The organism is Streptomyces sp. NBC_01474, from assembly GCF_035918215.1.
Taxonomy (GTDB): Bacteria; Actinomycetota; Actinomycetes; order Streptomycetales; family Streptomycetaceae; genus Streptomyces; species Streptomyces aureus.
Genome location: NZ_CP109449.1, coordinates 9,219,472 through 9,244,349, shown reverse-complemented (window position 1 = coordinate 9,244,349; position 24,878 = coordinate 9,219,472). Strand labels below are relative to the sequence as shown.

Sequence of the window (24,878 nt, the reverse complement as noted above, 5' to 3'; positions counted from 1 at the left end):
GCTCCTCACCCTCGGCGACGTACGTACGGAGAGGAACCGCGCCGATGCACACCACACCACCCAGGCCGGGAAGACGCAGAGCCGGCCGTCCGGCCCTGCTGGCCGCCGCCCTGTCCGCCGTCCTCCTCGTGCCCGCGTGCGCGGGACCGCCGGGCACCGGCGCCTCGGGCGCGGGTACCGACTTCCGGCTGTCCGCGAGCACGCCACGGGCGAAGGGCCAGATCGACTCGTTCACATGGGCGCTCTACGCGGAGCCCCCGACGCTCGACTACATCTCCGCGTTCGACTACCCGCAGAACATGATCCTCTCCAACGTGTGCGAGAGCCTGATGCGGTGGACGCCCGACCTGAAACTGGCGCCGGGCCTTGCCAGGAAGGCCTCCCATCCCGACCCCCTGACCTGGGTGTATGACCTGCGCGACGGCGTGCGCTTCCACGACGGGCGCGTCATGACCGCCGACGACGTCCTGTTCAGCCTCGGCCGGCAGATGAACCCGCACAACGGGGCGGCGTGGGCGCAGGTCTTCGAGAACGTCGCCTCGCTCGACAGGACCGGACCGCTCCAGGTCACCGTCAAACTCAAGCGGCCCGACTCCCAGTTCCCCCAGTACATGGCGACCGCCGCCGGGGTGGTGGCGAGCCGGTCCGGGGTCAGGGCCGCGGGAAGGGACTACGGAACCTCGGGCGGGCTCGCCTGCACGGGACCGTACGAGCTCGGCAAGTGGGACAAGGGGCAGTCGATCGAGCTGCGGCGCTTCGACCACTACTGGGGCAGGAAGGCCAAGTCCGCGAAAGCGGTGTTCCGCTTCCTCGGTGACTCCTCCGCGCGCACCAAGGCCATGCTCAGCGGTGAGGTGGACGGCGGATACCTCATCCCCACCGAGAGCTACGGCGCGCTGCGCTCCAGCGGCGTCGGGACCCTCTACTTCGGCGAGGGCCTCAGCACCGTCAATGTCAACGTCACCAACATGCGCGGACCCCTCGGTGACGTCCGGGTCCGGCGCGCGCTGTCCCTGGCACTGGACCGCCGGGGCTTCCTCAAGACGGGCCTGAGCGGCGCGGGCACCGTCACCAACTCCCTGACCACCAAGGCTGCTTGGGCCGCCGCCCCAGAGTCGGTACGCAAGGCCGCCTTCGACGGACTCCCGTCGGCCGAGCCGAATATCGGCAAGGCCAGGAAGCTCATCAAGGAAGCCGGGGCCACCGGCAAGACACTCACCGTCGCCACCAGCTCGATCGGCCAGGACGTGTCACTGCTCGCCACCGCCGTCCAGGCGGCGGGCAGCGAGATCGGGCTCGACATCAAGCTCAAGACCGTCGCCCCCAACGCCTTCACCGCCCTGTTCACTGACCCGCAGGCGCGCAAGGGCATCGACATGTTCCCCGAGACGTACTACGACTCGATCACCGATCCGCTGGACCTGCTCAGCAACTTCCGGACGGGCGCCTACCAGAACTTCGCCGGCTACAGCGACCACTCCTACGACCGCCTCGTCGACCGGGCACGCGCCACCTACGACCCCGTCGAGCGACTGACGACGGAGGCCGAGCTACAGCGGAAGGCGGCCGATCAGGTGCTGTGGATCCCGGTCGCCGAATGGCCCACCGCCCTGTTCCTCAACAAACGGATCACCGGCGCCCCCACCACGATCTCCTACCTCTACTCCCCGTGGGCCGCCGGCATCGGGGCCGCGCAATGAACTTCCTCATATTCACGGTGCGGAGGCTGGCCGAGATGGCCGCCACCCTGCTCGGCGCCTCGTTCGTGATCTTCGGTGCGATGTATCTCGCGCCCGGCAGCCCGGCGAGCTTCCTCCTGTCGGGGCGGTCCGCCTCGCCGGACGCGCTGCGGGCGGTCAACGAGCAGTACCACCTCGACGACCCGTTCGCCGTACGGTACTTCCGCTGGCTCGGCCAACTGCTGCACGGCGACTTCGGCCGCTCGATCACGTACCGCACCGACGTGTCCCGGCTCCTGGCCGACCGGCTGCCGAGCACCCTGCTCCTGGTCACGATGGCACTGGTCCTCGTCGTGGTCATCGGCCTCGCCCTCGGCCGGATCGGCGCGGTCCGCGGCGGCGCCACCGACGCCACGATCCTGGTCACCACCACCCTCGCCGTCGGCACCCCGTCCTTCGTCGCCGCGGTCGTGCTCCAGGGTGTGTTCGCGGTGCGGCTGCACTGGTTTCCCGCCGGAGGAACCGGCGAGGGGCTCGGGCAGTTGCTCTGGCATCTCACCCTCCCGGCCGTGGCCCTGTCCCTGTATCTGATCGGCATGCTGGCCCGCGTCACCCGCAGCGCCATGCTCGACGTCCTCGGCCAGGAGCACGTCACCGTGGCCCTCAGCCGGGGCGTCCCGAAGCGACATGTGATCAGCAGGCATGTGTTCCGCAACGCGCTCGGCACCGTGCTCACCACCGGCGGGCTCATCGTCTCCACCCTGCTGGTGTGCACCGTCCTCGTGGAGTCCGCCTTCGGTGTCGGCGGCATCGGCCAACTCCTCGAACTGTCCATCACCACCAAGGACTTCCCCACCGTGCAGGCCATCTCGCTGACCATGGTCGCGCTGTTCATGGCGGTCAACCTCGTCGTCGACCTCGTCCACCCCCTGGTCGACCCGCGCATTTCCCTCAGCCCGGGGAGGTCTGCCGCATGACCGTCGCCGTTCTGCGCCGCCCCGGCCTCGCCCGGCTCCGCACCAACCGTCCACTCCTCCACGTGCTCTGCCTCGGTTTCGTCTGCCTGGTCGTCCTCACAGCCCTGCTCGCCCCTTGGCTGGCCCCGGCCGACCCCAACGCGGCCGACCTCGGCAACGCGCTCGCGGGCACGTCCACCGCCCACCCCCTCGGCGTCGACGCCTCGGGCCGCGACACGCTGTCCCGCCTGGTCACCGGCGCCCGGACCTCCCTCCTCGGCCCGCTCGGCGTGGTCGCCTTCTCGACCGTCGCCGGAGTCGCCATCGGGATCGCCGCCGCCTGGCGGGGCGGCTGGCTCGACTCCGTGCTGTCCCGCAGCACCGAACTGATCTTCGCGTTCCCCGGCATGCTCCTGGCGATCCTGATCGTCTCCGTGTACGGCGAAGGCCTCTTCGCCCCGGTCATCGCGCTCGCCGTCGCCTACCTCCCGTACGTCAGCCGGCTCACCCGCTCCCTGGCGCTGGCCGAGCGCGAACGCCCCTACGTCAGCGCCTACTCGGTCCAGGGGCACTCCGGACTCCAGGTCTGCCTGCGGCACGTCCTGCCCAACATCGCGCCCGTCGTCCTCGCCCAGTCCGCCATCAACTTCGGCTACGCCCTGATCGATCTCGCAGGTCTGTCCTTCCTCGGGCTCGGCGTGCCCGCGCTGACGCCCGACTGGGGCCGGATGGTCTTCGACGGCCAGACCGCCATCCAGCGGGGCTACCCCCTGTCGGCGTTCCTGCCGTGCGCCGCGATCGTGCTGACCGTCGTCGCGTTCAACGTGGTCGGCGAACGCTGGGCCGACCAGGTCGCCAGGAGGGACAAATGAACGACAGCCCGCCCGTGCTCGACATCAAGGGGCTCCGGCTCCAACTCCTGGACACCGCACGACCGGTACTCGACGGCGTCGACCTCACCATCGCCGCCGGGGAGACGGTCGCCCTCGTCGGCGAGTCCGGCTCCGGGAAGTCCCTCACCTCCCGCAGCGTCCTGGGCCTGCTTCCGCCAGGGGCCACGACCGAAGGGACCGTACGGGTCTCCGGGAACGACGTCCTCACCATGACGCCGCCACGGCTGCGCGAGCTGCGCACCGGCACGACCGCCATGATCTTCCAGGACCCCCGCGCCGCCATCAACCCGCTGCGCCGGATCGGTGACTTCCTCACCGAGAGCCTGCGCCTCAACACCGGGATGCGCGCCGAGAACGCCGGCCGGCGCGCCGCGGAGATGCTCGCCGCGGTCGGCCTCTCCCCCGACGTCCTGCGCCGCCACCCGGGCCAGCTGTCCGGCGGCATGCTCCAACGCGTCATGATCGCGGCCGCGTTGATGGGCGACCCGGCACTGCTCCTCGCCGACGAGGCCACCACCGCACTCGACGTCACCACCCAGGCCGAGGTCGTCGCCCTCCTCGGTGACCTGCGCGAACAGTTCGGCACCGGCCTGCTCTTCGTCACCCACGACCTCGGTCTCGCCGCGACCATCAGCGACCGGGTCTACGTGATGTACGCGGGCCGGATCGCCGAGACCGGCCCCGCCGACGCCCTGTTCGACCGACCGAGGCATCCGTACACGGCCGCCCTCCTCGGAGCCACACCGCGCCTCGACGCACCTCAGGGGCGGCTGGCCGCGATCGACGGCCAACCACCCGACCTACGACAGGAGCTGCTGGGGTGCCCGTTCGCGCCACGGTGCGCGTACGCCACCGACATCTGCCGGGACGAGACGCCCGTCGACCGGCCCGTCGGCGACGAGGACGGGCCGCTGCGGCATCGCGTCTCGTGCCACCACAGCGAACGGCTCGAAGGGAAGTCCGGCCATGAGTGAGACCGTCCTCGAAGTGACCGGAGTGAGCCGCTCCTACCGCAGCGTCCAGGCGGCGGACGACGTCTCGTTCACCCTCGGCGTGGGCGGATCGCTCGGCATCGTCGGCGAGTCCGGCTCCGGCAAGACGACCACCGCCCGCATCGTCGTGGGCCTGGAGCGCGCGGACGCGGGCGAGGTCCTGGTGCGCGGCGTTTCACGGACGGTACGGGCGCGTGGCCGGGCGGCCCGGCTCGCGCGGGCCCGCGACGTCCAGATGGTGTTCCAGGACCCGTTCCTCTCCCTCGATCCGAGAATCACCGTCGACGCGGCGCTGCGCGAAACGCTGCGGCTCCACTTTCCCGACGGGGACCACTCGCGCCGCCTCGACGAACTCCTCGACCAGGTCGGGCTCGGCAGCCGGGCGGCCGGCGCACTGCCCCGGCAGCTCTCCGGTGGACAGCGCCAGAGGGTGGCCATCGCGCGGGCACTCGCGGTCGAACCGGCCGTACTCGTACTCGACGAGGCCGTCGCCGCTTTGGACGTGTCGGTGCAGGCGCAGATCCTCAACCTGCTCGCCGACATCCGCGAACAGACCGGCATCGCCTACCTCTTCATCACCCACGACCTCGGCGTCGTGCGCTGTGTGACGGACGACGTGATCGTCATGCGCCAGGGCCGGATCGTCGAGTCAGGACCGACCTCCCAGGTCCTCGACGGCCCCCAGCACCCGTACACACGCCTGCTGTTGGAGTCGATCCCCCGCCCCGGATGGAACCCGCAGGCCATCGCCCTGGCCCGCCGCGCGCTGTAGCCACGGGGCTCCGAGACCACCGACCAGAGAGCCGTACACAAAAGATCGGAGATCACAGTTGACTCCTCCCCCTTGTAAGGCGCATTCCATAGATCGTTGCAACACGTGATGCTTTCCGTGCCGCTCTTCTATTCGAACGGCGGTGGACTTAGACGTTCAGTCTTGGCTTCTCATCGAGACATGACGGTGGAGCATGCTACCGCGCCACCGCGTGTCAGCTCGCGGCTAGAAGAGCGGCCATCCGGTCAGCCGGCGTCGCCCAATCCAGCACTTCGCGGGGTCGTTCGTTGAGTTCAGCAGAAACGGAATCGAGGTCGATGCGAGTGAAGACGGATAGGTCGGTGCTCTTCGGAAAGTACTGCCTCAGAAGGCCGTTGGTGTTCTCATTGGTGCCTCGCTGCCAAGGGCTGGCAGGGTCGCAGAAGAAGACCGGAACTCCAGTGGCCTTGGTGAACTGCTGATGATGCGCCATCTCCCCACCTTGGTCCCATGTGACCGATCGCCGCAATTGCGCGGGAAATTCCATCATGGCGGACGTCAGAGCCTCCCTCACGGCGACCGCACCCTTGCCGGGCAGATGCAGGAGTTTTGTGTAGCGAGTCGTTCGTTCCACCAGCGTGCCGATGGCAGAGCCCCCAAGGTTCGGCCCGGTGATCAGGTCGCCTTCCCAATGTCCCGCAACAAGGCGGTCATCAGCTTCCGTCGGACGCTGCTTGATCATGACCATCCCGGTGATGGAGACGGAGGCCCGATGGTGGCGTGCCATCGAGCGAGGCCGGCGGCGGTGTCGACGCGTCCGCAGCACCCTCTTCGCTTCGCGCTCGAGCAGGTTCCCGCGGGCATAGAGGGACCGATAGATGGTCTCCACGCCGATGCACATATCTTCTCTGTCTGGATACTTGAGGCGCAGCCACTGCACGATCTGTCGAGGGCTCCACTTCTTGTCCAGGAGGGACTGGATGACAGTCCTCAGTTCCCCATAGCTCTCAATCTTCCGAGCTTTGGGGCGTGGTCGACGCGCAGCCGCACGCCTTTGTGCCGAGTGGGGCCGGTAGGTGCCATTCGCATTCCTGTTACGTCGGATCTCCCGGCTGACGGTCGATGGGCTCCGACCGAGCGCAGCAGCGATGGCACGGACGGAACGGCCCTCTCGCAGCAAATCACTGATGTGGCCACGTTCCTCCTCGTTCAGATAGCGAGAATTCCCGGACGCAAGGTCACATGTGACGGGTTCCCTGAACTCGGGCAGCGGGAGCCGGGCCCCATTACTGCTGCTGGCTGCCCTGCCATTGACCCAGACCTTCCCCGTTCTGTAGCTGACCCCGACAGTGTGACTAGCTTCTTTGATTCCCATGCCCTCTCGAACGAGCTCGACGAACTTTCGTCGCGCTTGTACACGGGCTGTCCCCCCTGGCTTGCTGCCACGGTGGTACTCGAACATGCAACACACCTATCTACCTGTGGTGTTGCTACGACGGTGGGAATGCGCCTAAACGAGGGGGATTCCTAGCTCACGTCGCCTGTCCCCCAGCGGGGGTGCAGGTCTTACACGATCAGCACTAGCCGGGTGGAAGACCAGCCCGGACCAGCATCACGCGGGCGGAGTTCTTGTCTCTCGGCGAGACGGCTCCGCATGCGGTGCAGGCATACGTTCGTTCGGAAAGAGGTAGTGCGTGCTTGGTTCTCGCTCCGCACTGCGCGCAGTCCGTCGTGGTGTGCGCGGGGTGTACCAGATGGATGGTCCGGCCGTGCTTCCTGGCCATCTCGACAAGCGCCGCCTTGGTGGCGCCGATCGCGGCATCTGCTGCCTTCCTGGCCATGGTCGACTTCGCGAGGAACTTCGGCTTGAAGTCCTCGACGGCCAAGGCATCGTGGTCACGGACGACCTTCTTGGCCCACTTGCGGCCAGTGTCCTGCCGCTGGGCCGCGACCTTGCGGTGCAGTTTCGCCCTCTGCCGCTTTGCCTCGCGGTATCCCTTCGATCCGGCCTGTCCCTTCGCAGGGCGGCGCCGGGCCATCATCCGCTCATAGCGGGCCAGTTTCTGCGCGGCTGTCCGCCCGTGCTGGGAATGGGGAAGGTCGTGGTCGTCGGATGTGGTGGTCGCGGTCTCCTTCACACCCCAGTCGATGCCGATCACGCGACCGGTTGCAGGCAGCTTCTCAGTCTGTGCGGGGACGACGAAGGACGCCCACCAGTGCCCCACCGCATCGCGGTACACACGCACCGACGAGGGAGGCTTGGGCAGCTCGCGCGACCACACCGGCCGCACCACAATGTGGCCGGCGAGATGCAGACGGCCGTCCTTGAGACGGAACCCTCGCCTGGTGTATTCGAGGGTGGGCAGCGCTTCGCGCTTCTTCTTGTACTTCGGCATCCCGGCCCGCTGCCGCATCGGCAACCGCGCCTTGATGTCCTTGAGGGCCTTCGCGCGCGACTTGCCGAAGTCGCGTATCAGCTGCTGCTGAGGAACGCAGGCACCATCGGCCAGCCACGGCGTGCGCGATCGGGCCTCGGTCAGCATCGCCGCGAGCTGGACCGGCCCACACGTCGCCTTCTCGCCGGTCGCCCGGTTGTGCGCGTGGACGGCCTTGGACGTGGCGACGCACTCATTCCACACCCAACGCGCCCGGTCCCACTCAGCTTCGAGCGCAGCGCGGGCCGACGCCGACAGACGCACGCGGTAGGTGTACCGGCAATGGCCGGCCGCCAGCGTGGTCGCTTCTGTCGTCATGCATCGGAACCTACCCGGGAGGACTGACAGTTGAGCCCCCGTTTGCTCTTTGTGGTGTCCCTCGCCAGCGGTTTCGGTGTACGCCGATCCGTCCCTGGCAGCGAATCTGCTTTCCCTGCCCCGCTCACGCAGGAGCTTCATTTCCTCCCCCGGCTAAAGCCGGGGGTATCCACGAAGGAGAAACGATGAACGACCACCGCGCACCTCAGATCCCGGCCCACCGCCTGCTCAACAGAAGGAACTTCCTCGCCGCGACGGGGCTGGCGGCAGCCGGCGCCGCCTGGGCCGCGACCGGCGGCGGCAACGCACTCGCCACCCCGCTTCCGGCCGCCGGCACGGGATTCGCCGTGCCGCTCGACACCGTCCCGCACACCCGGACATGGATGGCGTGGCCCGACAGCACCGCCATCTGGGGCCGCAAGCTGGCCGGCGTCCAGGCGAACATCGCCCTCATCGCGAAGACGATCGCCAAGTACGAACCCGTCACCGTGTGCGCCAACTCCGCCAGCGTCTCGCAGGCCCGGAGCGCCTGCGGATCGGCCGTCACCGTGATCGGTTCGATCCCGGTCGACGACTGCTGGATGCGTGACAGCGGGCCGGTCTTCCGCACCGACGGGGCGGGCGGCCTCGACGCCGTGGGCCTGAACTTCAACGGCTGGGGCAACAAGCAGACCCACGCGAAGGACTCGCTGGTCGCCGAGCGCATCGCGGCCGAGGTCGGGGTGCGGCTCACCACCGCCGACTTCGTCGGCGAGGGCGGCGCGGTGGAGACGGACGGCAACGGCACACTCATCGCCACCAAGAGCAGCCTCGTCAACAAGAACCGCAACCCGGGCATGACGACCGCGCAGATCGAGACCGCGATGTGCGACGCCTTCGGGGCGTCGAAGGTGATCTGGTTCAACGGAGTGACCGGGCGGGACATCACCGACGACCACGTCGACGCCACCTCCCGCTTCCTCGCCGCCGGTGACGGCCTCGTCCAGATGCCCCTGGTCACCGACACCGACGCCTGGTCGAAGGACGCCCGCCAGCAGTACCAGATCCTCTCCACGTCCACCGACGCCGACGGCACCCCGATCGCGGTCACCAAGATCCAAGGCCCCGACTACTCCCGCATCCGGTCGAGCGACGTCAACTTCGTCGCCGCGTACGCCAATTACTACGTGTGCAACGGCGCCGTGATCTCGGCCCAGTTCGGTGACACGCGCGCGGACGCCGCGGCCAAGGCGGCCCTCCAGCGGCTGTTCCCGGGCCGCACCGTGGAGCAGCTCAACATCGACAGTCTCGGAGCGGGCGGGGGCGGCATCCACTGCGTCACCCAGCAGCAGCCCCGCCCGTAGCGACGGGGTACCGGTGCCGGGCTACGGCTCGGCACCGGTACGTCGAGACAACCGCCCCACGTGCACACGGTTTAGGATCAGCGACGCCGAGGCGGCAACCATGCCCCCGGCCGACTCGACGTGGTGAAGGTGGAGCACCACGTCAAGTGCCGTGGAAGGGGCGGGGAGCAGATCGTGAGCAAGAGTGGGGCGTCCATATCGGACGAGGAATGGGAGCGATTCCAGAGGGAGGCCGAGGCGGGAACCCAGGGTGCGCCCGAGGAACCGTCGGCCAGGGCCCGGATGGTGACGCGACGGCTGCGGGAGGAGACCGGCCGGCCCGAGGGGTGGCGGACTCACCAGCCGGCCCCGCAGCGGCGCGGCAAGGGCCGGTACGTGGTCGGTCTGATCCTCGCCGCGGGCGTGCTGTTCGTGGCGCTGGATCCCGGGCGCGTGACCGATTGGTTCGGCGGTGGAGGTGGCGACACCCCGCTCGCCGCGGAGTCGGAACGTCCCGACCAGCCGCCCGCGACGGAGTCGGCGGCCCAACAGCCCACCCTCCAGCAGCCGTTCAGGGGATCGCCGGCGGCGCGATGGGGTGACGGAACGGCGGGGATCACCGTCCCCGAGGCCCGGGCGACCGGCTGGATGAGCAAGGCGCAGGTCTCCCAGGCGCTCGACAGGTCCCGGGACTTTCTTGCCGCGTCCAATCTGGATTCCGGAGTGCTGCTCGGACAGCCGCCCGAGAAGGCGATCGCGTTGATCAATCCGAAGCAGAAGGACGTCCAGGACTACCTGGCGACCGCGTTCCGCGCACCGGGCAAGGACGACGATCCTCTGCTGCTGTTCAGCCGTTTCGCGACGGAGAAGGTGCGTCTCGTCGGGGACGTGGTCAAGACGCGCGGGCGGATCACGTACCGGGAGGGCAAGCGGGGTGCGGTCGAGGTGACCACCGACGTCACGTACGTCTACCCGGTCGCGCACGCTGCGGAGCGAAGTGACGAGGTCGCGCGCACGATCGTGCGCCGCGAGGTGGTGATGAGCTGGGACGACCCGGCGAAGGTGATCACCGAGCCGGGGACGTTCTCCCTCGTCTCCTACAAGTCGGACACCACCAACGGCGGCTGCGACAACGACACCGGTTTCTACGTCCCGGAGTTCCGCTCCGCGCGCGCGGCAACCGGCCCGGGAGCCGGCCGAGAGGTCGACCCGTACGACCGGAGTGCATCGATGGACGCGCGGATGCAGGGCGCCGACGACACGGAGTGCGGGACCGCGACACGGTCGTGAGCGGTGCGGGGGCGCGAGTGAATCGCGGCGACCACTGCCGGTTCAACGTGCTCTTGCGAGGAACCCCCGCGGTTCACCCTGGGAGGAAACGCATCCGGTGATGGCGGTGCGGAGCATCGCCGCGGCAACGGGCGCGGAGTGCCCGCAAGGGGCCTGGCCGGAGTGCCTGGTGAGCGCAATGGGCGGATGGGGAACCTGATCCGTCCGACGGCTCGTGCTGAGAGGTGATGCCGAGCAGATGGGAAGCCGTGGTGAAGTGGGATCGGGCGGCCTGGGCACGGGGGCGTGTGCTCGCCGGGCTCGCCGTCGTGACGGCCGGGCTGCTGGCCTTCCACCGGGCCGTGCCCAACTCCGCGGGGCACCTGGGCAGTTTGCTGGAGCAGTTCCTGCCGTGGCTCGGCCTGGTGGTCGTGATGCTGCTGGTCCTGGCGCTGCTGCGCCGTTCGGTGATCGCGCTGGTGGCCCTGCTCCTGCCCGTGGCGGCATGGGCGTACCTCTGTGGCGGGCTGCTGTTGCCGGGGGCGACACGCGGCGCGCACGACCTGGTCGTGGTGCAGCACAACGTCAGTGACGAGAACGCCGACCCGGCGGGCACCGCGCGCTCCCTGACCGACGCCGAGCCCGATCTCATCGCGCTGGAGGAACTGGTCCCGGCGGCGCTGCCGGTCTACGAGAAGACGCTGGCCCCGCAGTACCCGTACCACGCGGTCCGGGGCACGGTCGGACTCTGGTCGAAGCATCCGCTGACCGGCTCCCGGACGGTGGACATCAAACCGCCAGGGATCACGGACAGTTGGGAACGTGGGCTGCGAGCCGTCGCCCGCACCCCGCACGGCGAGATCGCGGTGTACGTCGCGCACCTGCCCTCGGTCCGCGTCGGGGCGAGCGGTCTCGCATCCGCGTGGCGCGACGAGAGCGCGGGCATGTTGGGCCGGGTTGTCGCGGCCGAGAAGCTGAGGCCGGTGATCCTCATGGGTGACCTCAACAGCACGGTCGACGACCGCGGGTTGGCCCCGCTGACCTCGCGCATGACCACGGCGCAACGCGGCTTCGCGTTCAGTTTCCCCGCCGCGTTCCCGCTGGCCCGGATCGACCAGGTGATGGCCCGCTCGGCGACCGTGACCCATATCCGTACGCTGCCCGAGACCGGCAGCGACCACCTGCCCGTCGCCGCCCGGATCGCGCTGGGCCCGGGAGTGGACTGATGAGGCCGTCACCGCAGATCGGTGGCGGCCGCACACGGCGTCAGGACAGCTGGTCGGCGAGCGGTCCGAGCACCGGGATCCACTCCCGGACCGAGACGTCACTGACGAGCCCGTTCAGGCGGAACGGATCCTTCTCCGTGGCAGCCAGCGCCGACTGCTTGTCGGCTGCGCGGAACAGGAGCAGCGCGCCGGGCGCCTCCGCCTCGGCAAAGGGGCCGGAGACGAGGTTGATCCCCTGCTCGATGAGCACGCCGAGGAAGTCCCGGTGGGCGGGGCGGACGGCGTCGCGGGCCGCGGAGTCATCGGTGTAGGTGTAGGTCACGGCATAGATAGGCATCGTGGTGTTTTCTCCTGTCAGTCCGAATCCGCGGCAGGCCCGAGGTATGTCTGAGTCTGCGGCAGGTCGGCGCGATCTCTGTGCGATTATGCTGCCCGGCTTGTCGAAGAGATCAGTACCCCCGTCTGTGCAGTCTGCCTTCAGGGCATGCCACGCCGGTGGGACGGCTTGGGGGACTGCGGTGCGGGGACAGCAGGGCGGATCTTATTCCGGACGGGCGGCGGCAGTAGCCGGGGCGGTGGCGCTCTGCTTGGGCCTGACCACCGGGTGCTCGTTCGGCGAGAGCTCCGACCCCAAGAGGGCTGCGGCCCAACAGGAGCGCTTCTGCGCCCAGTTCGGCCGGTGGCAGCAGGAGGTCGACACACCTGACGCCGACTCCGTCGCAGGTCAGATGGTGATCGACGCGGCGAAGGTACTGGACCGGGAACATCTGGACACGGGCGGCAGTCACATCCTGCGTGACACCGAGGCGGCCGTTGTGTACCGCATGCACGACAGCGGAGCCAGGGTGGCCGCCTACTGCGACCGGGCTGGCTTCGAAACGCTGGTCGGCTGACTCGAGAGCACTGACACACTGACCACCCCAGTGGGGCGCCTCCTCCGACCGGGTCACGCGAGGCCCTCCCGGAAGCCCTGCCGCCACGACGGACAGTGCGGCTCCCAGTCGAGCTCCCGCTCGGCCTTGGCATTGGGGAAGCCGCGCCCCTGGGTCATCATCCGCACCGCGACTTCCCCGGCCATCAGCCGGGCCGGCCACTTGGGAACCCGCAGTCATCTGGTGCACGACGACGTCCGGCCGGGCCTTCGCGACCGCCTCGCCGACCGACACCGCGACCAGCGCAACAGCCTCCGCGCCCAGGTCCCCGAGCAGGCCCGGCTTGGCCGCGCTCGTCGTCGTGGCCGTCACCTGGTGCCCCCGGGCCACGAGCTGCGGCACCAGCCGCCGCAGGCCGGCAACCGGGCAGCACCGAGACCCTCCTCCCCTTGCCCGCACACGCTCCGTGCGGACAAGGGTGGCGTCCGTAGCGGTTCAATCGACGCGCAGGGGGAGTTCGGTCAGGCCTCTGAGCAGGGCGCTGGTACGCCATGTGAGGGTGGCCGGGTCCGTGGCGAACGCGAGGGTGGGGCGGTCGTGGAGGAGACGGCGGAGGGCGATGGTGGCTTCGGCGCGGGCCAGGGGCGCGCCCAGGCAGTGGTGGAGGCCGTGACCGAAGCCGAGGTGGCTGTTGGGCGCGCGGCGTATGTCGAACCGGTCCGGGTCGGGGAAGTGCAGTGGGTCCCGGGACGCGGCGGCGAGGGAGATGAGTACGGCGTCGCCCGCAGGGATGTGCGTTCCGGCGATGTCGAGCGGTTCGGCGGCGAAGCGGAACGCGCTGGCGTGTACGGGTGAGTTGTAGCGCAGCGATTCCTCGATGGCCGCGCCCGTCAGCTCAGGTTCGGCCCTGAGGAGGTCGAGTTGGTCGGGGTGGGTGAGCAGGGCGTGGAGTGTGCCGGAGATGAGGTTGACGGTGGTTTCGTGGCCCGCGACGAGGAGGAGGAAGGCCATGCCGAGGAGTTCTTCGCGGGTCGGAGGAGCGTGCCCGGTCGCGGTGTCGGCGGTGGCGAGGATGCTGAGCAGGGCGGAGTCCGGTGTGCGGCGTTTGTGTTCGATCAACTTGGCGAGATAGGCGGTCAGTTCGGTGGCCGCCGAGGTCGCGTGCTCCGGGTTCTCCGGCATGACCAGCGCGTTGGACCAGGCGTGGAATGCAGCTCGGTCGGATGCGGGGATGCCCAGAAGGTCGCAGATCACGGTGACCGGCAGGGGCAGCGCGTAGGCGCTGACCAGGTCGACGGTCCCGTGGTGCGGGAGTTCGGCGAGCACGTCGGTGGCGATGGCTTCGATCCGCGGGCGCAGGGCGGTGATGCGCCCCGGGGTGAAGTGGCCTGCGACCAGGCGGCGGAGTCGGGTGTGCTGGGGTGGGTCGGTCTGGAGCATGTTGCGTCCGATGGCGTGTCCGCCGTCGTCGTGCCAGGAGGAGGAGTGCCGGATGTCGTTGCGCAGGCGCGGATCGGTCAGCGCGGCGCGTGCCGCGTCACGTGTGACGACCATCCACGCCTCCCCGCTCTCGGGGACGAGGACGCGGTGCACGGGGCCCTTGTCCCGTAGGGCCGCGTATACGGCGTAGGGGTTCGCGGCCATGTCGTGCCCGTCAGGGGCCAGGTCGTTGAGGGTGGGTGGCTGAGTGGGCTTTTCCATCTCCGTCACACCTTCCAGAGACGGGACACCGCGTCTGCGAGCGCCGTGGCCTGGGCATGGCCGGCGCGTGCGGCGCCGGGCCTGCGCGTATCCGCGGCCATGTTGCGCCCCATGGCGCGGCGGGCGGTACGGTCCGGGGACACCAACAGGATGTCGGTCCCCGCGGCCTCCAGTTCGGCCGCCTGCTGCTGGGCGCTCGGGTGCGGGCCCGGCGCCGAGGTCAACGGAGCAATGGCCAGGACGCGGCGATAGCCGCGGGCGAGATGGATGTTGGCGGTGGCGCGGCTGCCGCCGTCGATCCAGCGACGCCCGGCCGCCGACGCCGGAGGCCAGACAATGGGGACGGCACAACTGGCCGCGACGGCCTCAGCGAGGGTGACCTGTCCGGCGGCATCGAACGCCTCCAGGGATCCTGTGTGCGCGTCGATCGCCGTGATCCGCAGATCCGTGTCCTCGGGCCAGGCGGTGGCGTCCCGCAGCAGAGTGGCGATGGTGGGACGGACGTCGGCCTCGGGTGGTGTGCGAGCGGCAAGGGCGGCTCGTCCCAGCCGTTGTACGGACCGCTGCGAGTCACGGGAGCCGAGTGCCGCCCAGAGAAAACGCAGGGTCTGGGCGGTGGTGACCGGCAGGTCGATGCGATCGGCTCGGGCCAGCTGCCGCTCGTACGACTCGCGGGCGGATTCGCCGCAGGCCAAGCGTGCACCGTAGATCGCGCCCGCCGACGTGCCGATGACCACGTCCGCACTCAGGAGATCGATCCCGGCGTCGGCGAGACCGGCCAGCACTCCCGTCATCCAGGCCCCGCCCACGGGCCCGCCACCGCCCAGCACCAGCGCCGTGCCGTCCCTGTCTCCCTTGCCGCTGATCTCGCTCTTGTTGCTCACGTCGCTCATGTCGCAACCCCTCGAAACCGTAAACGGGGAGTACTCCCCACTTCCCGTTCGACGTTAGCATCAGTACTGGGGAGCACTCCCCGGTACCGTGAAGGGCAATGAAGATCGCAGACAGCACGGACCGCCCGGACGGAACCGCGGACACCGGCAGCGGCAGCGGAACTGGCGGCGGCAAGGACGGTTCGGGCGCCGGTGCACCCGTCCGCCGCCGAGACGCGCGACGCAACAGAGACCTGTTGCTCGAAGCCGCCCACGAGGTGTTCACCGAACTGGGCCTCAACGCGCCGCTGGACGTGATCGCCCGTCGCGCCGGCGTGGGAAACGCCACCCTGTACCGGCACTTCCCCCACCGCGCCGCACTCGTCGACGCGGTCTTCCGCGACCAGCTGACCGGCACGATGGACGCCGGCGACCGCGCCCGGGACGTCGACGATGCCTGGACAGGGCTGATCGGCTACCTCCAGGCCGTCTTCACCGTCCTGGCCACCGACCGCGGGACGAACGACCTCATGACCACCCACCTCGAGGGCGTCGAGTCACTGACGGCCGTGCACGCCCACAACCACCGCACCGTGGAACTCCTCCTCGAACGCGGTCGCCATCAGGGCACCATCCGGCCCGACGTCACCACCGAGGACGTGCTCTTCGCCCTGGCCGCACTCGGCCGCGCGGTACCCGCCCTCACCACGGCGACCACCCCCGACGGGTGGCGCCGGCCCCTCGCGCTCCTCTGCGACAGCCTCCGCGCCGCACCGACGTCGCCCCCACTCCCCTCCCCCGCGCTCACGCCCGAGCAACTCGACGACACGTTGCACCACTTCAACCGCTGACCGCCGAAGTCGTCCGCCCTACCCCTCCGCGAGGGCGCTCCGCGTCCGCCGCCGCAAGTTCCTCAGAAGTCCAAAGGTGGCGCAGCGGCCGTGCGGCACGGATACGGTCATCAGATGGAACAGGACGAACGGCTCCTTCACAGCTCGTCGTTCGGTGCAGCGGCGACCGCGTACGCCGAGCACCGCCCGGACTATGCGCAGGCCGCGGTGCGCTGGGCCCTCGACCCCGCGCCCGGCCTCCGAGTGCTCGACCTCGGCGCGGGAACCGGCAAGCTGACCGCCACGCTCGTCGAGCTGGGCGCCGAGGTCATCGCGGTCGAGCCCGACCCGGCGATGCTGACGGAGCTGCGCCGCACACTGCCGACGGTCCGTGCCCTGCCCGGTAGCGCCGAGACGCTACCGCTGCCTGACGCGTCCGTCGATGCCGTCGTGGCCGGCAATGCCATGCACTGGTTCGACATGGACGTCGCGGGACCCGAGATGGCCAGGGTCCTCGCACCCGGTGGCGTGCTCGCCGGCTTGTGGAACGTCTTCGACAACCGGGTCGACTGGGTCGCCGGACTCGAGCGGATCAGCGGAAGCGCGGCCATCGGCCCGCGGGACACAATCAGCAGTTGGCGTGCCCAGACGGCCGACATGCATCTTCCCGGCGCCGGCCTGGCGGCCCGGTTCGGCTCGCCGGAGCAGACCGAGTTCCCGCACGGGCAGCGCCGGACCGCCGACTCCCTCGTCGCGACATTCGCGACCAAGGCAGGGATGCTGGTCATGCCGGAACAGGAACGAGAGGCCGCGCTCGACCCGATCCGCGCTTTCCTCGCCAGCACGCCGGAGACCGCCGAAGGCGAGTTCACCCTCCCGATGCTGACCGGCGTGCTGCGCGTACGACGACTGTGAAAGTCATCAACTCCGCGATGGGCACGCCGTGCCCGTGTCCGTGCTCGGCCGCTCCGCCACGACGGTTCGCGCACGGGTTCTGTCCGATCGTGTGAACTGGTGTGCGTGCCGGGTTTGTTGGGACGTAGGTTATGCGGTGGAAACAGTTCACGCCTCGGTTGGAAGACGGACGGTAACCATGACGGACCACGCGACGACGCCCGGAGCTGCGGCTCACCAGAAGATCGACACGTCGGTTCCGCATTCGGCCCGGATCTGGAACTACTGGCTGGGCGGTAAGGACAACTACCCCGTCGACGAGGAGGCGGGTGACGCGTACAGCGCGCTGTTCCCCGGCATCTCCACCATCGCCCGCAGCAGCCGCGCCTTCCTCCGCCGCAACATCTCGTACCTGGTCACCCAGGCGGGCATCCGCCAGTTCCTTGACATCGGCACCGGCCTGCCGACCGGGGACAACACCCACGAGGTCGCCCAGCGGATCGCCCCCGAGACCAAGATCGTGTACGTCGACCACGACCCGATGGTCCTCGCACACGCCCGCGCGCTGCTCACCTCGACCCCCGAGGGGGCGACCGCCTACGTCGACGCGAACCTGGCCGACCCCGACCGCATCCTCGCGGCGGCCGCCGAGACGCTGGACCTCACCCGCCCCACGGCCCTGATCCTCAGCAACATCCTGGGCCACATGGGCGACTACGAGCAGGCGCGGACCATCGTCAAGCGGCTGATGGACGGACTGCCCTCGGGCAGCTACCTCTCCATCAACGACGGGTCGCGCGGCATCGACGCCGGCTTCGAGCAGGCCCAGGACGGTTACAACAGCTCGGGCGCCGTCCCCTACTTCCTGCGCCCGGTCGACGAGATCACGGCGTTCTTCGACGGCCTCGAACTCCTGGAACCCGGCGTGGTCTCGGTGCCGTTCTGGCGCCCGGAATCCGACTCCCCGGCCCCACAGCTCATCGCCGAGCACGGCGGCCTGGCCCGCAAGCCGTGACGAGTAACTCCCGTTCCAAGAAAGGGAGTTACTGACCAAGCACTTCCGAAAGCCGAGGCCGGCCGCCGTCGCCGGGGGCGGACCGGGCTACGCGTCCGGATCGTCGTTCCGCCACCGCGGGCCGACGCCGAGTCTGCGCCGGCCGGAGTCCGTCGGCTCCGCATCGTCGGCGGAGGACGGCTCGGGGTCGAAAGGCTGCGGGGCGGCACCTGCTCGCTCCGCGGCCGTGCGGCCTCGTGCGGCGCGCGCGGGCTCAGTGGCCTCGTCGAGGCTCGGTCCGGTGCCCAAGGGGCGGCGGGAATGGCTCACGCGGCAAAGTCTCGCAGGTCACCGCGGCAGATTGCACCACGCGCAGCACCTCGTCACAGCGCCCTCACGACAGCGCTGCCACGACAGCGCAGACGGACGCTTCGGTGGCACGACCTTGGACAGCGCTTCCCACAGCGGCCATGATCCGGCTGCCCAGGTCACCAAGGTGAGGCGATCGACCAGGCGCACCCCGCACCGCCGACTTGCCGAGCGTCCCCGCAACCGTCACGGCGCATCAGATCCCTTACCGCGTACTCGAAGTCACGATGGTGCAGGGAGTCCACCTGAGGCAGGCATGACCGGAGACCCCGACTGCGTACGCGCGCGGCAGACCACCCTCACACCCACCGCCGCCATCAGGTGAGGCGGGAACCACGCAATGTGACATGGAGTCATCCGGCCCCTGCCGAATGGCGTAAGCGCGATGGCAGGGGCGAGGGAAACAACCCTAAATTTCCGCCATGGGACGATTCGTAGGCTTTTACCCCTGTATTACCAAGTCAGTTGTCGCCTCCTTCGCCGGTGCGGCGATCGCGGTCGGCCCGGTCGGCGGCGTCGCGGCCGCGGTGCCCCGCTCCGACGATGTGAGCGATCAGATCCAGACCGCGCCGGGCACGCCGGACGCGCCGGAGGTGTCCGCCCTGTCCTGGACGGTCACCGACGTCGGCACCGGCAAACTGCTGGGCGCCAAGGAGCCGCACCTTCGCCTGGCGCCGGCCAGCACCCTCAAGACGCTGTTCGCGGTGGCTCTGCTGCCACAGTTGCCCGCCGCCACGGAACACACGGCCGTCACCGCCGACATCGACGACGTAGCTCCCGGCAGCAGTCTCGTCGGCGTACACGAAGGCACCAGCTACACCGTCGGCGACCTGTGGCGCGGTGTCTTCCTCAGTTCCGGCAACGACGCGGTTCACACGCTCGCCAGACTGAACGGCGGAATGCCTCTCACGCTCGCGCGGATGCAGGCCACCGCGGACCGGCTCGGCGCGCACGACACCTCGGTGCGCTCCGCCGACGGGTTCGACACTCCAGGGCAGTACTCATCCGCGTACGACCTGTCGCTGTTCGCGAAGGCCGGGTTGCAGAACCCGGACTTCCGCCGCTACTGCGGGACGAAGTCGGCCCAGTTCCCGGCCACGGGCGGCCCCGACTCCTTCGGCATCCAGAACACCAACCGCCTCCTGGTCGGGTCCCACGGCGTGGAGCCGTATCCGGGGCTGATCGGCGTGAAGAACGGATACACGTCCGAGGCCGGCAACACGCTCGTGGCCGCCGCGACCCGGCACAACCGAACGATCCTGATCACCATCATGAATCCGCAGGACACCTCGGCCAACGCCGTCTACGAAGAGAGCCGCGAACTCCTGGACTGGGGCTTCGACGCCGCTCCTCAGGCCGTGAAGGCAGGGCAGCTGCGAGGGTCGGGCTCGCCCTCCACGCCACGTCACTCCGAGGCGGCCCACCACGGTGCCGGCGCCTCGCAGGCTTCCACGTCCGGGGACGGGTCGTCCGGCCTCACCCGCCATCTGGAAGCGGCCGTCGCCCTGCTCAGCCTCGCCTGTCTGCCCTTCGTCCTCAAGGCTGTCCGGCGCAGGCGCAGGCGCTCCACCAGGTGACGGTCCGCGCGCGCACCGGGGCCCGGCGCCTGACAGGCGACCCTCCGCGATTCCGCGCAGAATAAGGAGGTGGGGGTACGCCCGGCGCAGCCGTGAACCGGCGCGCCCACGGTTACCGAGGGCGTACGGGCCAGGAGGTTTCATGGATCGCCCTTTCGAACCGAGCGGCGTGCCTGATACACAGGTTGATCCCGAGGCCGCCGCCCACGTCGCCCTGGCGGTCAACGGCATGGGCACCTTCTCGTGGGACGTGGACGCGGGACTGATCAACTATGACGACGGGGGCCTGGCCGTCATGGGGTTCCGCCCCGGCGAGTTCGACGGCCGCCTGGCCACCCTGGGCGAGCGAATAGTGCCCAGCGAGGTGCCGGCCATCGAGGACCTGGTGGACAGGGCGCTGCGGGAGCGCTCCGGATTCAGCCTCTACTTCCGGGTGCGGCACCCCGACGGGCGACTGCAGTGGACGCACACGCAAGGTCACATCGTCCGGGACGAGCACAACCGCCCGGTGCGGGTCATCGGGATCATCCGGGACGCGAGCCAGGAGCTGCGGGCGGTGGACCAGACCGAGCTGCTGCGGCAGGCCCGGGAGGAGCGCCACCGTCCGTCCGACGCCGTCGTCCACGTCAGTGACGCCCTCGTGCCGACCGTCACCGTGGAGGACGTCGCGGAGGCCCTCACCGACTCGCGGCTGATGGAACGGATCGGCGCCTCCAGCGTCCTCCTCGGCCTGATCGACAACGGCCGCATGGAGCTGGTGGGCTCCAACGGCGTCCACGAGGGCCTCATCCAGGACTTTCACCTGGCACGTCTGAGTGAGCCGCTGCCGCTGACGGAGGCGGCTCGCACCCGCGAGGCGGTGTTCGTGACGAACAGGCTGGACTTCATCGCCCGCTTTCCGGCGCTGACGCCGTACCTGTCTCACTTCCCGGACGCCGCGGCGGCGGTGTATCTGCCGCTGATCGCGCAGGACACCCCGATCGGTGCCGTCGGGCTCACCTACGAGGGGCGGGCCAGCTTCCCGCCGGAGGAGCGGACCGTGCTGACGGCGCTCGGCAAGGTCATCGCGCAGTCGCTCCAGCGGGCGCTGCTCTACGACCAGGAGCACGAGCTCGCCGCGGGGCTGCAGACGGCGATGCTTCCCGGGATCCTGCCGCACGTGCCCGGTGTGCACCTCGCGACCCGTTACCGGCCCACGCGGGCCCGGGGCGGCATCGGTGGCGACTGGTACGACGCGCTGACGCTGCCCGACGGCCGGATCGCCATCGTCGTCGGCGACGTGCAGGGCCACGATGTGACGGCCGCCGCCGTGATGGGGCAGCTGCGCATCGCTCTGCGCGCGTACGCCGCCGAGGGGCATCCGCCGTCCACGGCCATGGCGCGCGCGTCCGCCTTCCTCGCCGAACTCGACACCGACCGGTTCGCCACCTGTCTCATGGCCCTCGTCGATCCGCTCACGGGGATGACGTCAGTGGTGCGCGCGGGCCATCCGGAGCCCGTGCTGCGCAGCCCGGACGGAAGCTGTGCCTGGCTCGACATCCCCGGTGGTCTACCTCTCGGTCTCAACACGCCGGGTGGCCAGCCCGCGTACCCGGTCTTCGAGACCCTCGTCGAACCCGGCTCGACTCTGGTGCTGTGCACGGACGGGCTCATCGAGTCGCGCGCCGAGGACATCGATCAGGGGCGTGAGCGGCTCCTCGACGCGCTGGGCGCCGGGCCGGGGCCGCCCGAGGCCCTCGCCGACCATCTGCTGGACACCATGGCCACCTACACCGGCGAGGAGGACGACGTGGCTCTCCTGGTGCTGCATCGGTCCCGGGGGAAGGCGTCCCCGGCACCACGTATGGAGGCGGTCATCTCCCCCAGCGATCCCGACGCCCTGCGCAACGCGCGGATCGCGTTGCGCGAGGCGCTGCACAGCTGGTCGCTGGAGGCTCTCAGTGACACGGCGGAACTCCTCGCCTGCGAACTCGCCACCAACGCCCTCCTGCACACCGACGGCAGCGCCACGCTGACGGCCAGACCGGTACGGCACAGTGGCCGGGGCCTGCGTCTGGCCGTCAGCGACACGTCGACGGCGTCGCCGCGGCGCCGGGCCGCCCTGGAAAGGGCCACCTCCGGCCGCGGCATGATGCTCGTCGAGGAGCTCGGCACCGCCTGGGGCATCGAACCCCGCGGCAACGGCAAGACGGTGTGGTGCGAGCTGTCCCTCGATCTGGTCTAGCCACGGACCTCACGAGCGTTCTCCCATGGTCAACTCCGGTGTGGGGCGGCTGATTCCGCGGGTGAGCCGGAGCAGCTGGGCGCCTCCCACGGCGAGCCGGCACAGTCCGATGGCGTGGAAGCGGGCCTACGCGCATCTGCCCGCGGATGAGTACCCGACCCCACTCGGGCCCACATCGACGAGTTCAGCTCCGTCAGCCAGAAGGCCCTCTACGACACTGCGCTGGAAGCGGTCGTCGCCGCGATCGAGCGGGCCGCCGACGGCAGTTGACGCAACGCCCAAGGCCCTGTGTCACTGCCGCTGGCGCAGCGTGATGTACGGCTCGAAGGCGTCCAGCAACAGCTCGCGCATGCGTTCCGCGTCCATGTCGCCCGTCCCCGCGAGGACCTGGATGGCCATGCCGTCGACCATGCTGGTGAAGCGGCTGGCCATGGCCTCCGCGTCCGCGCCCCGCGCCATCCCCTCCTGCTGGCAGGTCCGCAGCAGGTCGAGGACGATCTCGCGCCAGCGGACGTGGACGCCCTTCTGGCCTTCCCTGAGGGTCGGGTCGAGGATGGCCTCGTTCCACGACTGCACCCACACCGACCACTCGTCGGCATCCTCGTCGGTCGTCGTCAGCTGCACCTCGATCAGCCGGCGCAGCTTCTCGACGGTGGTGTCGGCCGTCCTGAACTCCTCTTCGAGGCGCGCGTGGAAGCGGTCGGCGTAGAAGACGAGGGCGCCCTTCAGCGCGTCGTCCTTTGTCGGGAAGTGGTAGTGGACAGTGCCGGTGCTGGTCCCGCACGCACGGGCGATGTCGGCGACCCGTACCTTGTGGAACCCGCGGCGGGCGATGAGGCGGGCGGTGGCTTCCAGGATCTGGGCGCGGCGGAGGTCGGCGTCCACGGCGTCGGCGCGGCGGCGGGCCGGCTGACCGCTACCCGCTCCCCCGCGCGCGACGGGTGGCTTTCCCGCCCCGGTCCGCAGATACCGCTGCGACACCTTGCCGACCTGCGCGATCGCGGCGACCTCGTGGTCCTGGAGACGGCGGTTGCCGCGCAGGGCCTTGGACAGCGCGGTGGGATCCATGCCCACGCGGTCGGCGAACTCCCGCTGGCTGATGGGCGCCGAAAGCACCACGAGCCGCGCCCGGTCCGCGAGGGTCGCGGTGTCGTCCGCGATGTCCTGCGCCCCGCCTTGGATGGACGTCATTGCGCTGGGTCCGTTCAGCCTTCCGCGTGCGATGAGAGTGCCGACACGACCTCGTCGGCCGCTCGCAGGCCCGACGAAATGGCACCGTCGATGTAGCCGTTCCACACACTAGCCGTCTCGGTTCCGGCCCAGTGCACGGTTCCGGTGGGTTCCCGCCAGCCGCGACGCCCGTATCCCGTCCAGCCGCCGGGTGTTACGTACGCCTCGTAGCCGCCCCGCGCGAAGGTGTCCCGCGACCAGATCTTCTCCGTGTAGTCGAGCGGACGTGCCGCGCGCTGCCCGACGACGGTGGTGAAGCTCTCCAGTACGGCCGCGCGGCGCCGGGCGTCGTCGAGGTCGCTCCAGTCGGTGACGCGGTCGCCGTACACGAAGCCGACGAGCACGCCCCGGGAGGCGTCGTCCGGCGAATTGTCGAACACGACGCCGACCGGCCCGTCGTCGTAGAGCGTGGCGACGCCCGAGAGTCCGGCAGCCCGCCAGAACGGGGCGTCGTACACCGCGTGGACCTTGGCGACGCGTCCCATCGGGCTGTGGGACAGCCAGCCGTCCCTGCTGACGGGGAGCCCCGGGGTGAAGCGGATGGTGCGGACCGCCTGGGGTGGCAGCGCGACGATCGCCCTGCGGGCCTCGAACACGGTGGACGCCGTCCTCACGCGGACGCCGCCCTCGTCGTACTCGATCGACTGCGCATGCTCGCCGAGTCGGACGCGCCCGCCGAGCAGGCCGGCGACGGCGCGGGCCGGCCCCGCCGCGCCGGTGACGAAGCGGCTGTCCTGGGCGCAGTCCCGCGTCTCCATGAGCTGCTCGTACCCGCCGGCGGCGGCGATGTAGAACAGCACGTGGAACAGCGAGATCTCGTACGGCTCCGCGCACCACAGGCCCTGCACGGCGAGTGCCAGGCGGCGCCGGGCGTCCGGGTCGTCGGTCTGCGCACGGAAGAACGACTCGGCCGTCTGGGCGTCCCACTCCGCGAATCGGGTGGTACGCCAGGGCCGTTGGGTGTCCACGGTCCGGGCGAGCTCGTCGAGGACTTCGCTGACGCGGGTGTACTCCGCGATGCCGGGGCCGTCGGCCGGTGCGGCGCCGAGGTAGGGAACGGTGCCGCCGTCGTGCCACACCTCGACGTGCTTGCCCGTCTCCCAGGTCGGGAAGGTGGCGCAGCCGAAGCGGTCCGCGAGGGCGAGCAGATGTGTCTGGGTCGGGCCGACCCACTGGCCGCCGTGATCGAGCGTCACGCCGTCGGCCCGGATCTCGGTGAGCACGCGGCCGCCCACCCGGTCGGCGGCCTCGACGAGCGTGAAGTCGACACCCGCGTCGTGGAGTCGAAGAGCTGCGGCCAGTCCCGCGTAGCCGCCACCCACGACGACCACCTCGGATTCGACCAGGTCCATTTCGGTCTGTTCCCACATGGCCGCAGAGCATGTCGCAAGACTGATCAGTCAGTCAATCGTTGCGATGAATCTGTCCGGAAACCTTGACACACCCTCCCCCGCCAGCATCATTGACCCACGCA

22 protein-coding genes and 1 pseudogene are annotated in these 24,878 nt (G+C 69.9%); 14 read left to right on the top strand and 9 right to left on the bottom strand.

Going from position 1 to position 24,878, the window contains the following annotated elements:
* Positions 1 to 44: 44 nt before the first annotated feature.
* The 5 genes from OG758_RS42295 to OG758_RS42275 are packed head-to-tail and all read left to right on the top strand — an operon-like array spanning position 45 to position 5,292.
* On the top strand, positions 45 to 1,700 hold the full coding sequence (locus tag OG758_RS42295) for an ABC transporter substrate-binding protein (RefSeq protein ID WP_326714728.1): 1,656 nt from the start codon (positions 45 to 47) through the stop codon (positions 1,698 to 1,700).
* The gene (locus tag OG758_RS42290) at positions 1,697 to 2,656 is read left to right on the top strand and encodes an ABC transporter permease (RefSeq protein WP_326714727.1); all 960 of its coding nucleotides are present in this window, start codon (positions 1,697 to 1,699) and stop codon (positions 2,654 to 2,656) included. The genes OG758_RS42295 and OG758_RS42290 overlap by 4 nt, the downstream gene beginning before the upstream one ends.
* Positions 2,653 to 3,507, top strand: a complete 855-nt coding sequence (locus OG758_RS42285; RefSeq protein ID WP_326714726.1) for an ABC transporter permease — start codon at positions 2,653 to 2,655, stop codon at positions 3,505 to 3,507. Before OG758_RS42290 ends, OG758_RS42285 begins: the two co-directional genes overlap by 4 nt.
* Positions 3,504 to 4,502, top strand: a complete 999-nt coding sequence (locus OG758_RS42280; RefSeq protein ID WP_326714725.1) for an ABC transporter ATP-binding protein — start codon at positions 3,504 to 3,506, stop codon at positions 4,500 to 4,502. The genes OG758_RS42285 and OG758_RS42280 overlap by 4 nt, the downstream gene beginning before the upstream one ends.
* Complete coding sequence (locus tag OG758_RS42275; protein ID WP_326714724.1) at positions 4,495 to 5,292, top strand: ABC transporter ATP-binding protein; 798 nt, start codon at positions 4,495 to 4,497, stop codon at positions 5,290 to 5,292. The genes OG758_RS42280 and OG758_RS42275 overlap by 8 nt, the downstream gene beginning before the upstream one ends.
* Positions 5,293 to 5,506: 214 nt before the next feature.
* Here OG758_RS42275 and OG758_RS42270 read toward each other — a convergent pair whose 3' ends face one another.
* Together OG758_RS42270 and OG758_RS42265 are read right to left on the bottom strand one after the other, a co-directional pair.
* Entirely contained in the window at positions 5,507 to 6,733 is a 1,227-nt protein-coding gene (locus OG758_RS42270; RefSeq protein WP_326708625.1) for an IS30 family transposase, read from the bottom strand.
* 48 nt (positions 6,734 to 6,781) lie between these two features.
* Positions 6,782 to 8,024: pseudogene (locus OG758_RS42265) on the bottom strand (RNA-guided endonuclease InsQ/TnpB family protein).
* A gap of 185 nt (positions 8,025 to 8,209) precedes the next feature.
* On the opposite strand from OG758_RS42265, the gene OG758_RS42260 reads away from it, so the two are divergent.
* The 3 genes from OG758_RS42260 to OG758_RS42250 all read left to right on the top strand — a co-directional run bounded on the left by OG758_RS42260 (position 8,210) and on the right by OG758_RS42250 (position 11,841).
* Entirely contained in the window at positions 8,210 to 9,367 is a 1,158-nt protein-coding gene (locus OG758_RS42260) for an agmatine deiminase family protein (RefSeq protein ID WP_326714723.1), read from the top strand.
* A 174-nt stretch (positions 9,368 to 9,541) separates the two neighbouring features.
* A complete protein-coding gene (locus OG758_RS42255) occupies positions 9,542 to 10,636 on the top strand; it encodes a hypothetical protein (RefSeq protein ID WP_326714722.1) in 1,095 nt (364 codons plus the stop codon).
* A 251-nt stretch (positions 10,637 to 10,887) separates the two neighbouring features.
* Positions 10,888 to 11,841, top strand: coding sequence for an endonuclease/exonuclease/phosphatase family protein (locus OG758_RS42250; protein WP_442810386.1), 954 nt, complete (start codon positions 10,888 to 10,890; stop codon positions 11,839 to 11,841).
* Positions 11,842 to 11,881: 40 nt separating this feature from the next.
* On the opposite strand, the gene OG758_RS42245 is transcribed toward OG758_RS42250, so the two are convergent.
* A complete protein-coding gene (locus OG758_RS42245; protein ID WP_326714721.1) occupies positions 11,882 to 12,178 on the bottom strand; it encodes a YciI family protein in 297 nt (98 codons plus the stop codon).
* A gap of 238 nt (positions 12,179 to 12,416) precedes the next feature.
* Here OG758_RS42245 and OG758_RS42240 point away from each other — a divergent pair, with 238 nt between their 5' ends.
* Positions 12,417 to 12,734, top strand: coding sequence for a hypothetical protein (locus OG758_RS42240; protein ID WP_326714720.1), 318 nt, complete (start codon positions 12,417 to 12,419; stop codon positions 12,732 to 12,734).
* 53 nt (positions 12,735 to 12,787) lie between these two features.
* Here OG758_RS42240 and OG758_RS42235 read toward each other — a convergent pair whose 3' ends face one another.
* The 3 genes from OG758_RS42235 to OG758_RS42225 form a co-directional block, all read right to left on the bottom strand.
* Positions 12,788 to 12,919: a hypothetical protein gene (locus tag OG758_RS42235; protein ID WP_326714719.1), complete on the bottom strand. Its 132-nt coding sequence runs from the start codon at positions 12,917 to 12,919 to the stop codon at positions 12,788 to 12,790.
* 289 nt (positions 12,920 to 13,208) lie between these two features.
* Positions 13,209 to 14,414 (bottom strand): cytochrome P450 family protein, encoded by a 1,206-nt coding sequence (locus tag OG758_RS42230; RefSeq protein ID WP_442810385.1) that lies wholly within the window; start codon positions 14,412 to 14,414, stop codon positions 13,209 to 13,211.
* Between the two features lie 5 nt (positions 14,415 to 14,419).
* Positions 14,420 to 15,307: a patatin-like phospholipase family protein gene (locus tag OG758_RS42225; RefSeq protein ID WP_326714718.1), complete on the bottom strand. Its 888-nt coding sequence runs from the start codon at positions 15,305 to 15,307 to the stop codon at positions 14,420 to 14,422.
* A gap of 98 nt (positions 15,308 to 15,405) precedes the next feature.
* On the opposite strand from OG758_RS42225, the gene OG758_RS42220 reads away from it, so the two are divergent.
* From OG758_RS42220 to OG758_RS42210, 3 genes are all read left to right on the top strand, one after another.
* Positions 15,406 to 16,137 carry a TetR/AcrR family transcriptional regulator gene (locus OG758_RS42220; RefSeq protein ID WP_326714717.1) on the top strand — a complete coding sequence of 244 codons (732 nt, stop codon included), beginning with the start codon at positions 15,406 to 15,408 and terminating at the stop codon, positions 16,135 to 16,137.
* 114 nt (positions 16,138 to 16,251) lie between these two features.
* Positions 16,252 to 17,031, top strand: coding sequence for a class I SAM-dependent methyltransferase (locus tag OG758_RS42215; RefSeq protein WP_326714716.1), 780 nt, complete (start codon positions 16,252 to 16,254; stop codon positions 17,029 to 17,031).
* A 178-nt stretch (positions 17,032 to 17,209) separates the two neighbouring features.
* On the top strand, positions 17,210 to 18,025 hold the full coding sequence (locus OG758_RS42210; protein ID WP_326714715.1) for an SAM-dependent methyltransferase: 816 nt from the start codon (positions 17,210 to 17,212) through the stop codon (positions 18,023 to 18,025).
* Positions 18,026 to 18,112: 87 nt separating this feature from the next.
* On the opposite strand, the gene OG758_RS42205 is transcribed toward OG758_RS42210, so the two are convergent.
* Positions 18,113 to 18,334 (bottom strand): hypothetical protein, encoded by a 222-nt coding sequence (locus OG758_RS42205; RefSeq protein WP_266568788.1) that lies wholly within the window; start codon positions 18,332 to 18,334, stop codon positions 18,113 to 18,115.
* Between the two features lie 461 nt (positions 18,335 to 18,795).
* On the opposite strand from OG758_RS42205, the gene OG758_RS42195 reads away from it, so the two are divergent.
* Both OG758_RS42195 and OG758_RS42190 read left to right on the top strand, forming a co-directional pair.
* Complete coding sequence (locus OG758_RS42195; protein ID WP_326714714.1) at positions 18,796 to 19,950, top strand: D-alanyl-D-alanine carboxypeptidase family protein; 1,155 nt, start codon at positions 18,796 to 18,798, stop codon at positions 19,948 to 19,950.
* 142 nt (positions 19,951 to 20,092) lie between these two features.
* Positions 20,093 to 22,174, top strand: coding sequence for a SpoIIE family protein phosphatase (locus tag OG758_RS42190; protein WP_326714713.1), 2,082 nt, complete (start codon positions 20,093 to 20,095; stop codon positions 22,172 to 22,174).
* Positions 22,175 to 22,465: 291 nt separating this feature from the next.
* On the opposite strand, the gene OG758_RS42185 is transcribed toward OG758_RS42190, so the two are convergent.
* Positions 22,466 to 23,365, bottom strand: a complete 900-nt coding sequence (locus OG758_RS42185; protein ID WP_326714712.1) for a TetR/AcrR family transcriptional regulator — start codon at positions 23,363 to 23,365, stop codon at positions 22,466 to 22,468.
* 14 nt (positions 23,366 to 23,379) lie between these two features.
* A complete protein-coding gene (locus OG758_RS42180; protein WP_326714711.1) occupies positions 23,380 to 24,774 on the bottom strand; it encodes a flavin monoamine oxidase family protein in 1,395 nt (464 codons plus the stop codon).
* Positions 24,775 to 24,878: the final 104 nt, after the last annotated feature.

Coding starts and splice junctions, on each gene's coding strand:
- OG758_RS42295 (WP_326714728.1), top strand. CDS start 45: ATGCACACCACACCACCCAGGCCGGGAAGACGCAGAGCCGGCCGTCCG.
- OG758_RS42290 (WP_326714727.1), top strand. CDS start 1,697: ATGAACTTCCTCATATTCACGGTGCGGAGGCTGGCCGAGATGGCCGCC.
- OG758_RS42285 (WP_326714726.1), top strand. CDS start 2,653: ATGACCGTCGCCGTTCTGCGCCGCCCCGGCCTCGCCCGGCTCCGCACC.
- OG758_RS42280 (WP_326714725.1), top strand. CDS start 3,504: ATGAACGACAGCCCGCCCGTGCTCGACATCAAGGGGCTCCGGCTCCAA.
- OG758_RS42275 (WP_326714724.1), top strand. CDS start 4,495: ATGAGTGAGACCGTCCTCGAAGTGACCGGAGTGAGCCGCTCCTACCGC.
- OG758_RS42270 (WP_326708625.1), bottom strand. CDS start 6,733: ATGTTCGAGTACCACCGTGGCAGCAAGCCAGGGGGGACAGCCCGTGTA.
- OG758_RS42260 (WP_326714723.1), top strand. CDS start 8,210: ATGAACGACCACCGCGCACCTCAGATCCCGGCCCACCGCCTGCTCAAC.
- OG758_RS42245 (WP_326714721.1), bottom strand. CDS start 12,178: ATGCCTATCTATGCCGTGACCTACACCTACACCGATGACTCCGCGGCC.
- OG758_RS42235 (WP_326714719.1), bottom strand. CDS start 12,919: ATGGCCGGGGAAGTCGCGGTGCGGATGATGACCCAGGGGCGCGGCTTC.
- OG758_RS42230 (WP_442810385.1), bottom strand. CDS start 14,414: ATGGAAAAGCCCACTCAGCCACCCACCCTCAACGACCTGGCCCCTGAC.
- OG758_RS42225 (WP_326714718.1), bottom strand. CDS start 15,307: ATGAGCGACGTGAGCAACAAGAGCGAGATCAGCGGCAAGGGAGACAGG.
- OG758_RS42220 (WP_326714717.1), top strand. CDS start 15,406: ATGAAGATCGCAGACAGCACGGACCGCCCGGACGGAACCGCGGACACC.
- OG758_RS42215 (WP_326714716.1), top strand. CDS start 16,252: ATGGAACAGGACGAACGGCTCCTTCACAGCTCGTCGTTCGGTGCAGCG.
- OG758_RS42210 (WP_326714715.1), top strand. CDS start 17,210: ATGACGGACCACGCGACGACGCCCGGAGCTGCGGCTCACCAGAAGATC.
- OG758_RS42195 (WP_326714714.1), top strand. CDS start 18,796: ATGGGACGATTCGTAGGCTTTTACCCCTGTATTACCAAGTCAGTTGTC.
- OG758_RS42190 (WP_326714713.1), top strand. CDS start 20,093: ATGGATCGCCCTTTCGAACCGAGCGGCGTGCCTGATACACAGGTTGAT.
- OG758_RS42185 (WP_326714712.1), bottom strand. CDS start 23,365: ATGACGTCCATCCAAGGCGGGGCGCAGGACATCGCGGACGACACCGCG.
- OG758_RS42180 (WP_326714711.1), bottom strand. CDS start 24,774: ATGTGGGAACAGACCGAAATGGACCTGGTCGAATCCGAGGTGGTCGTC.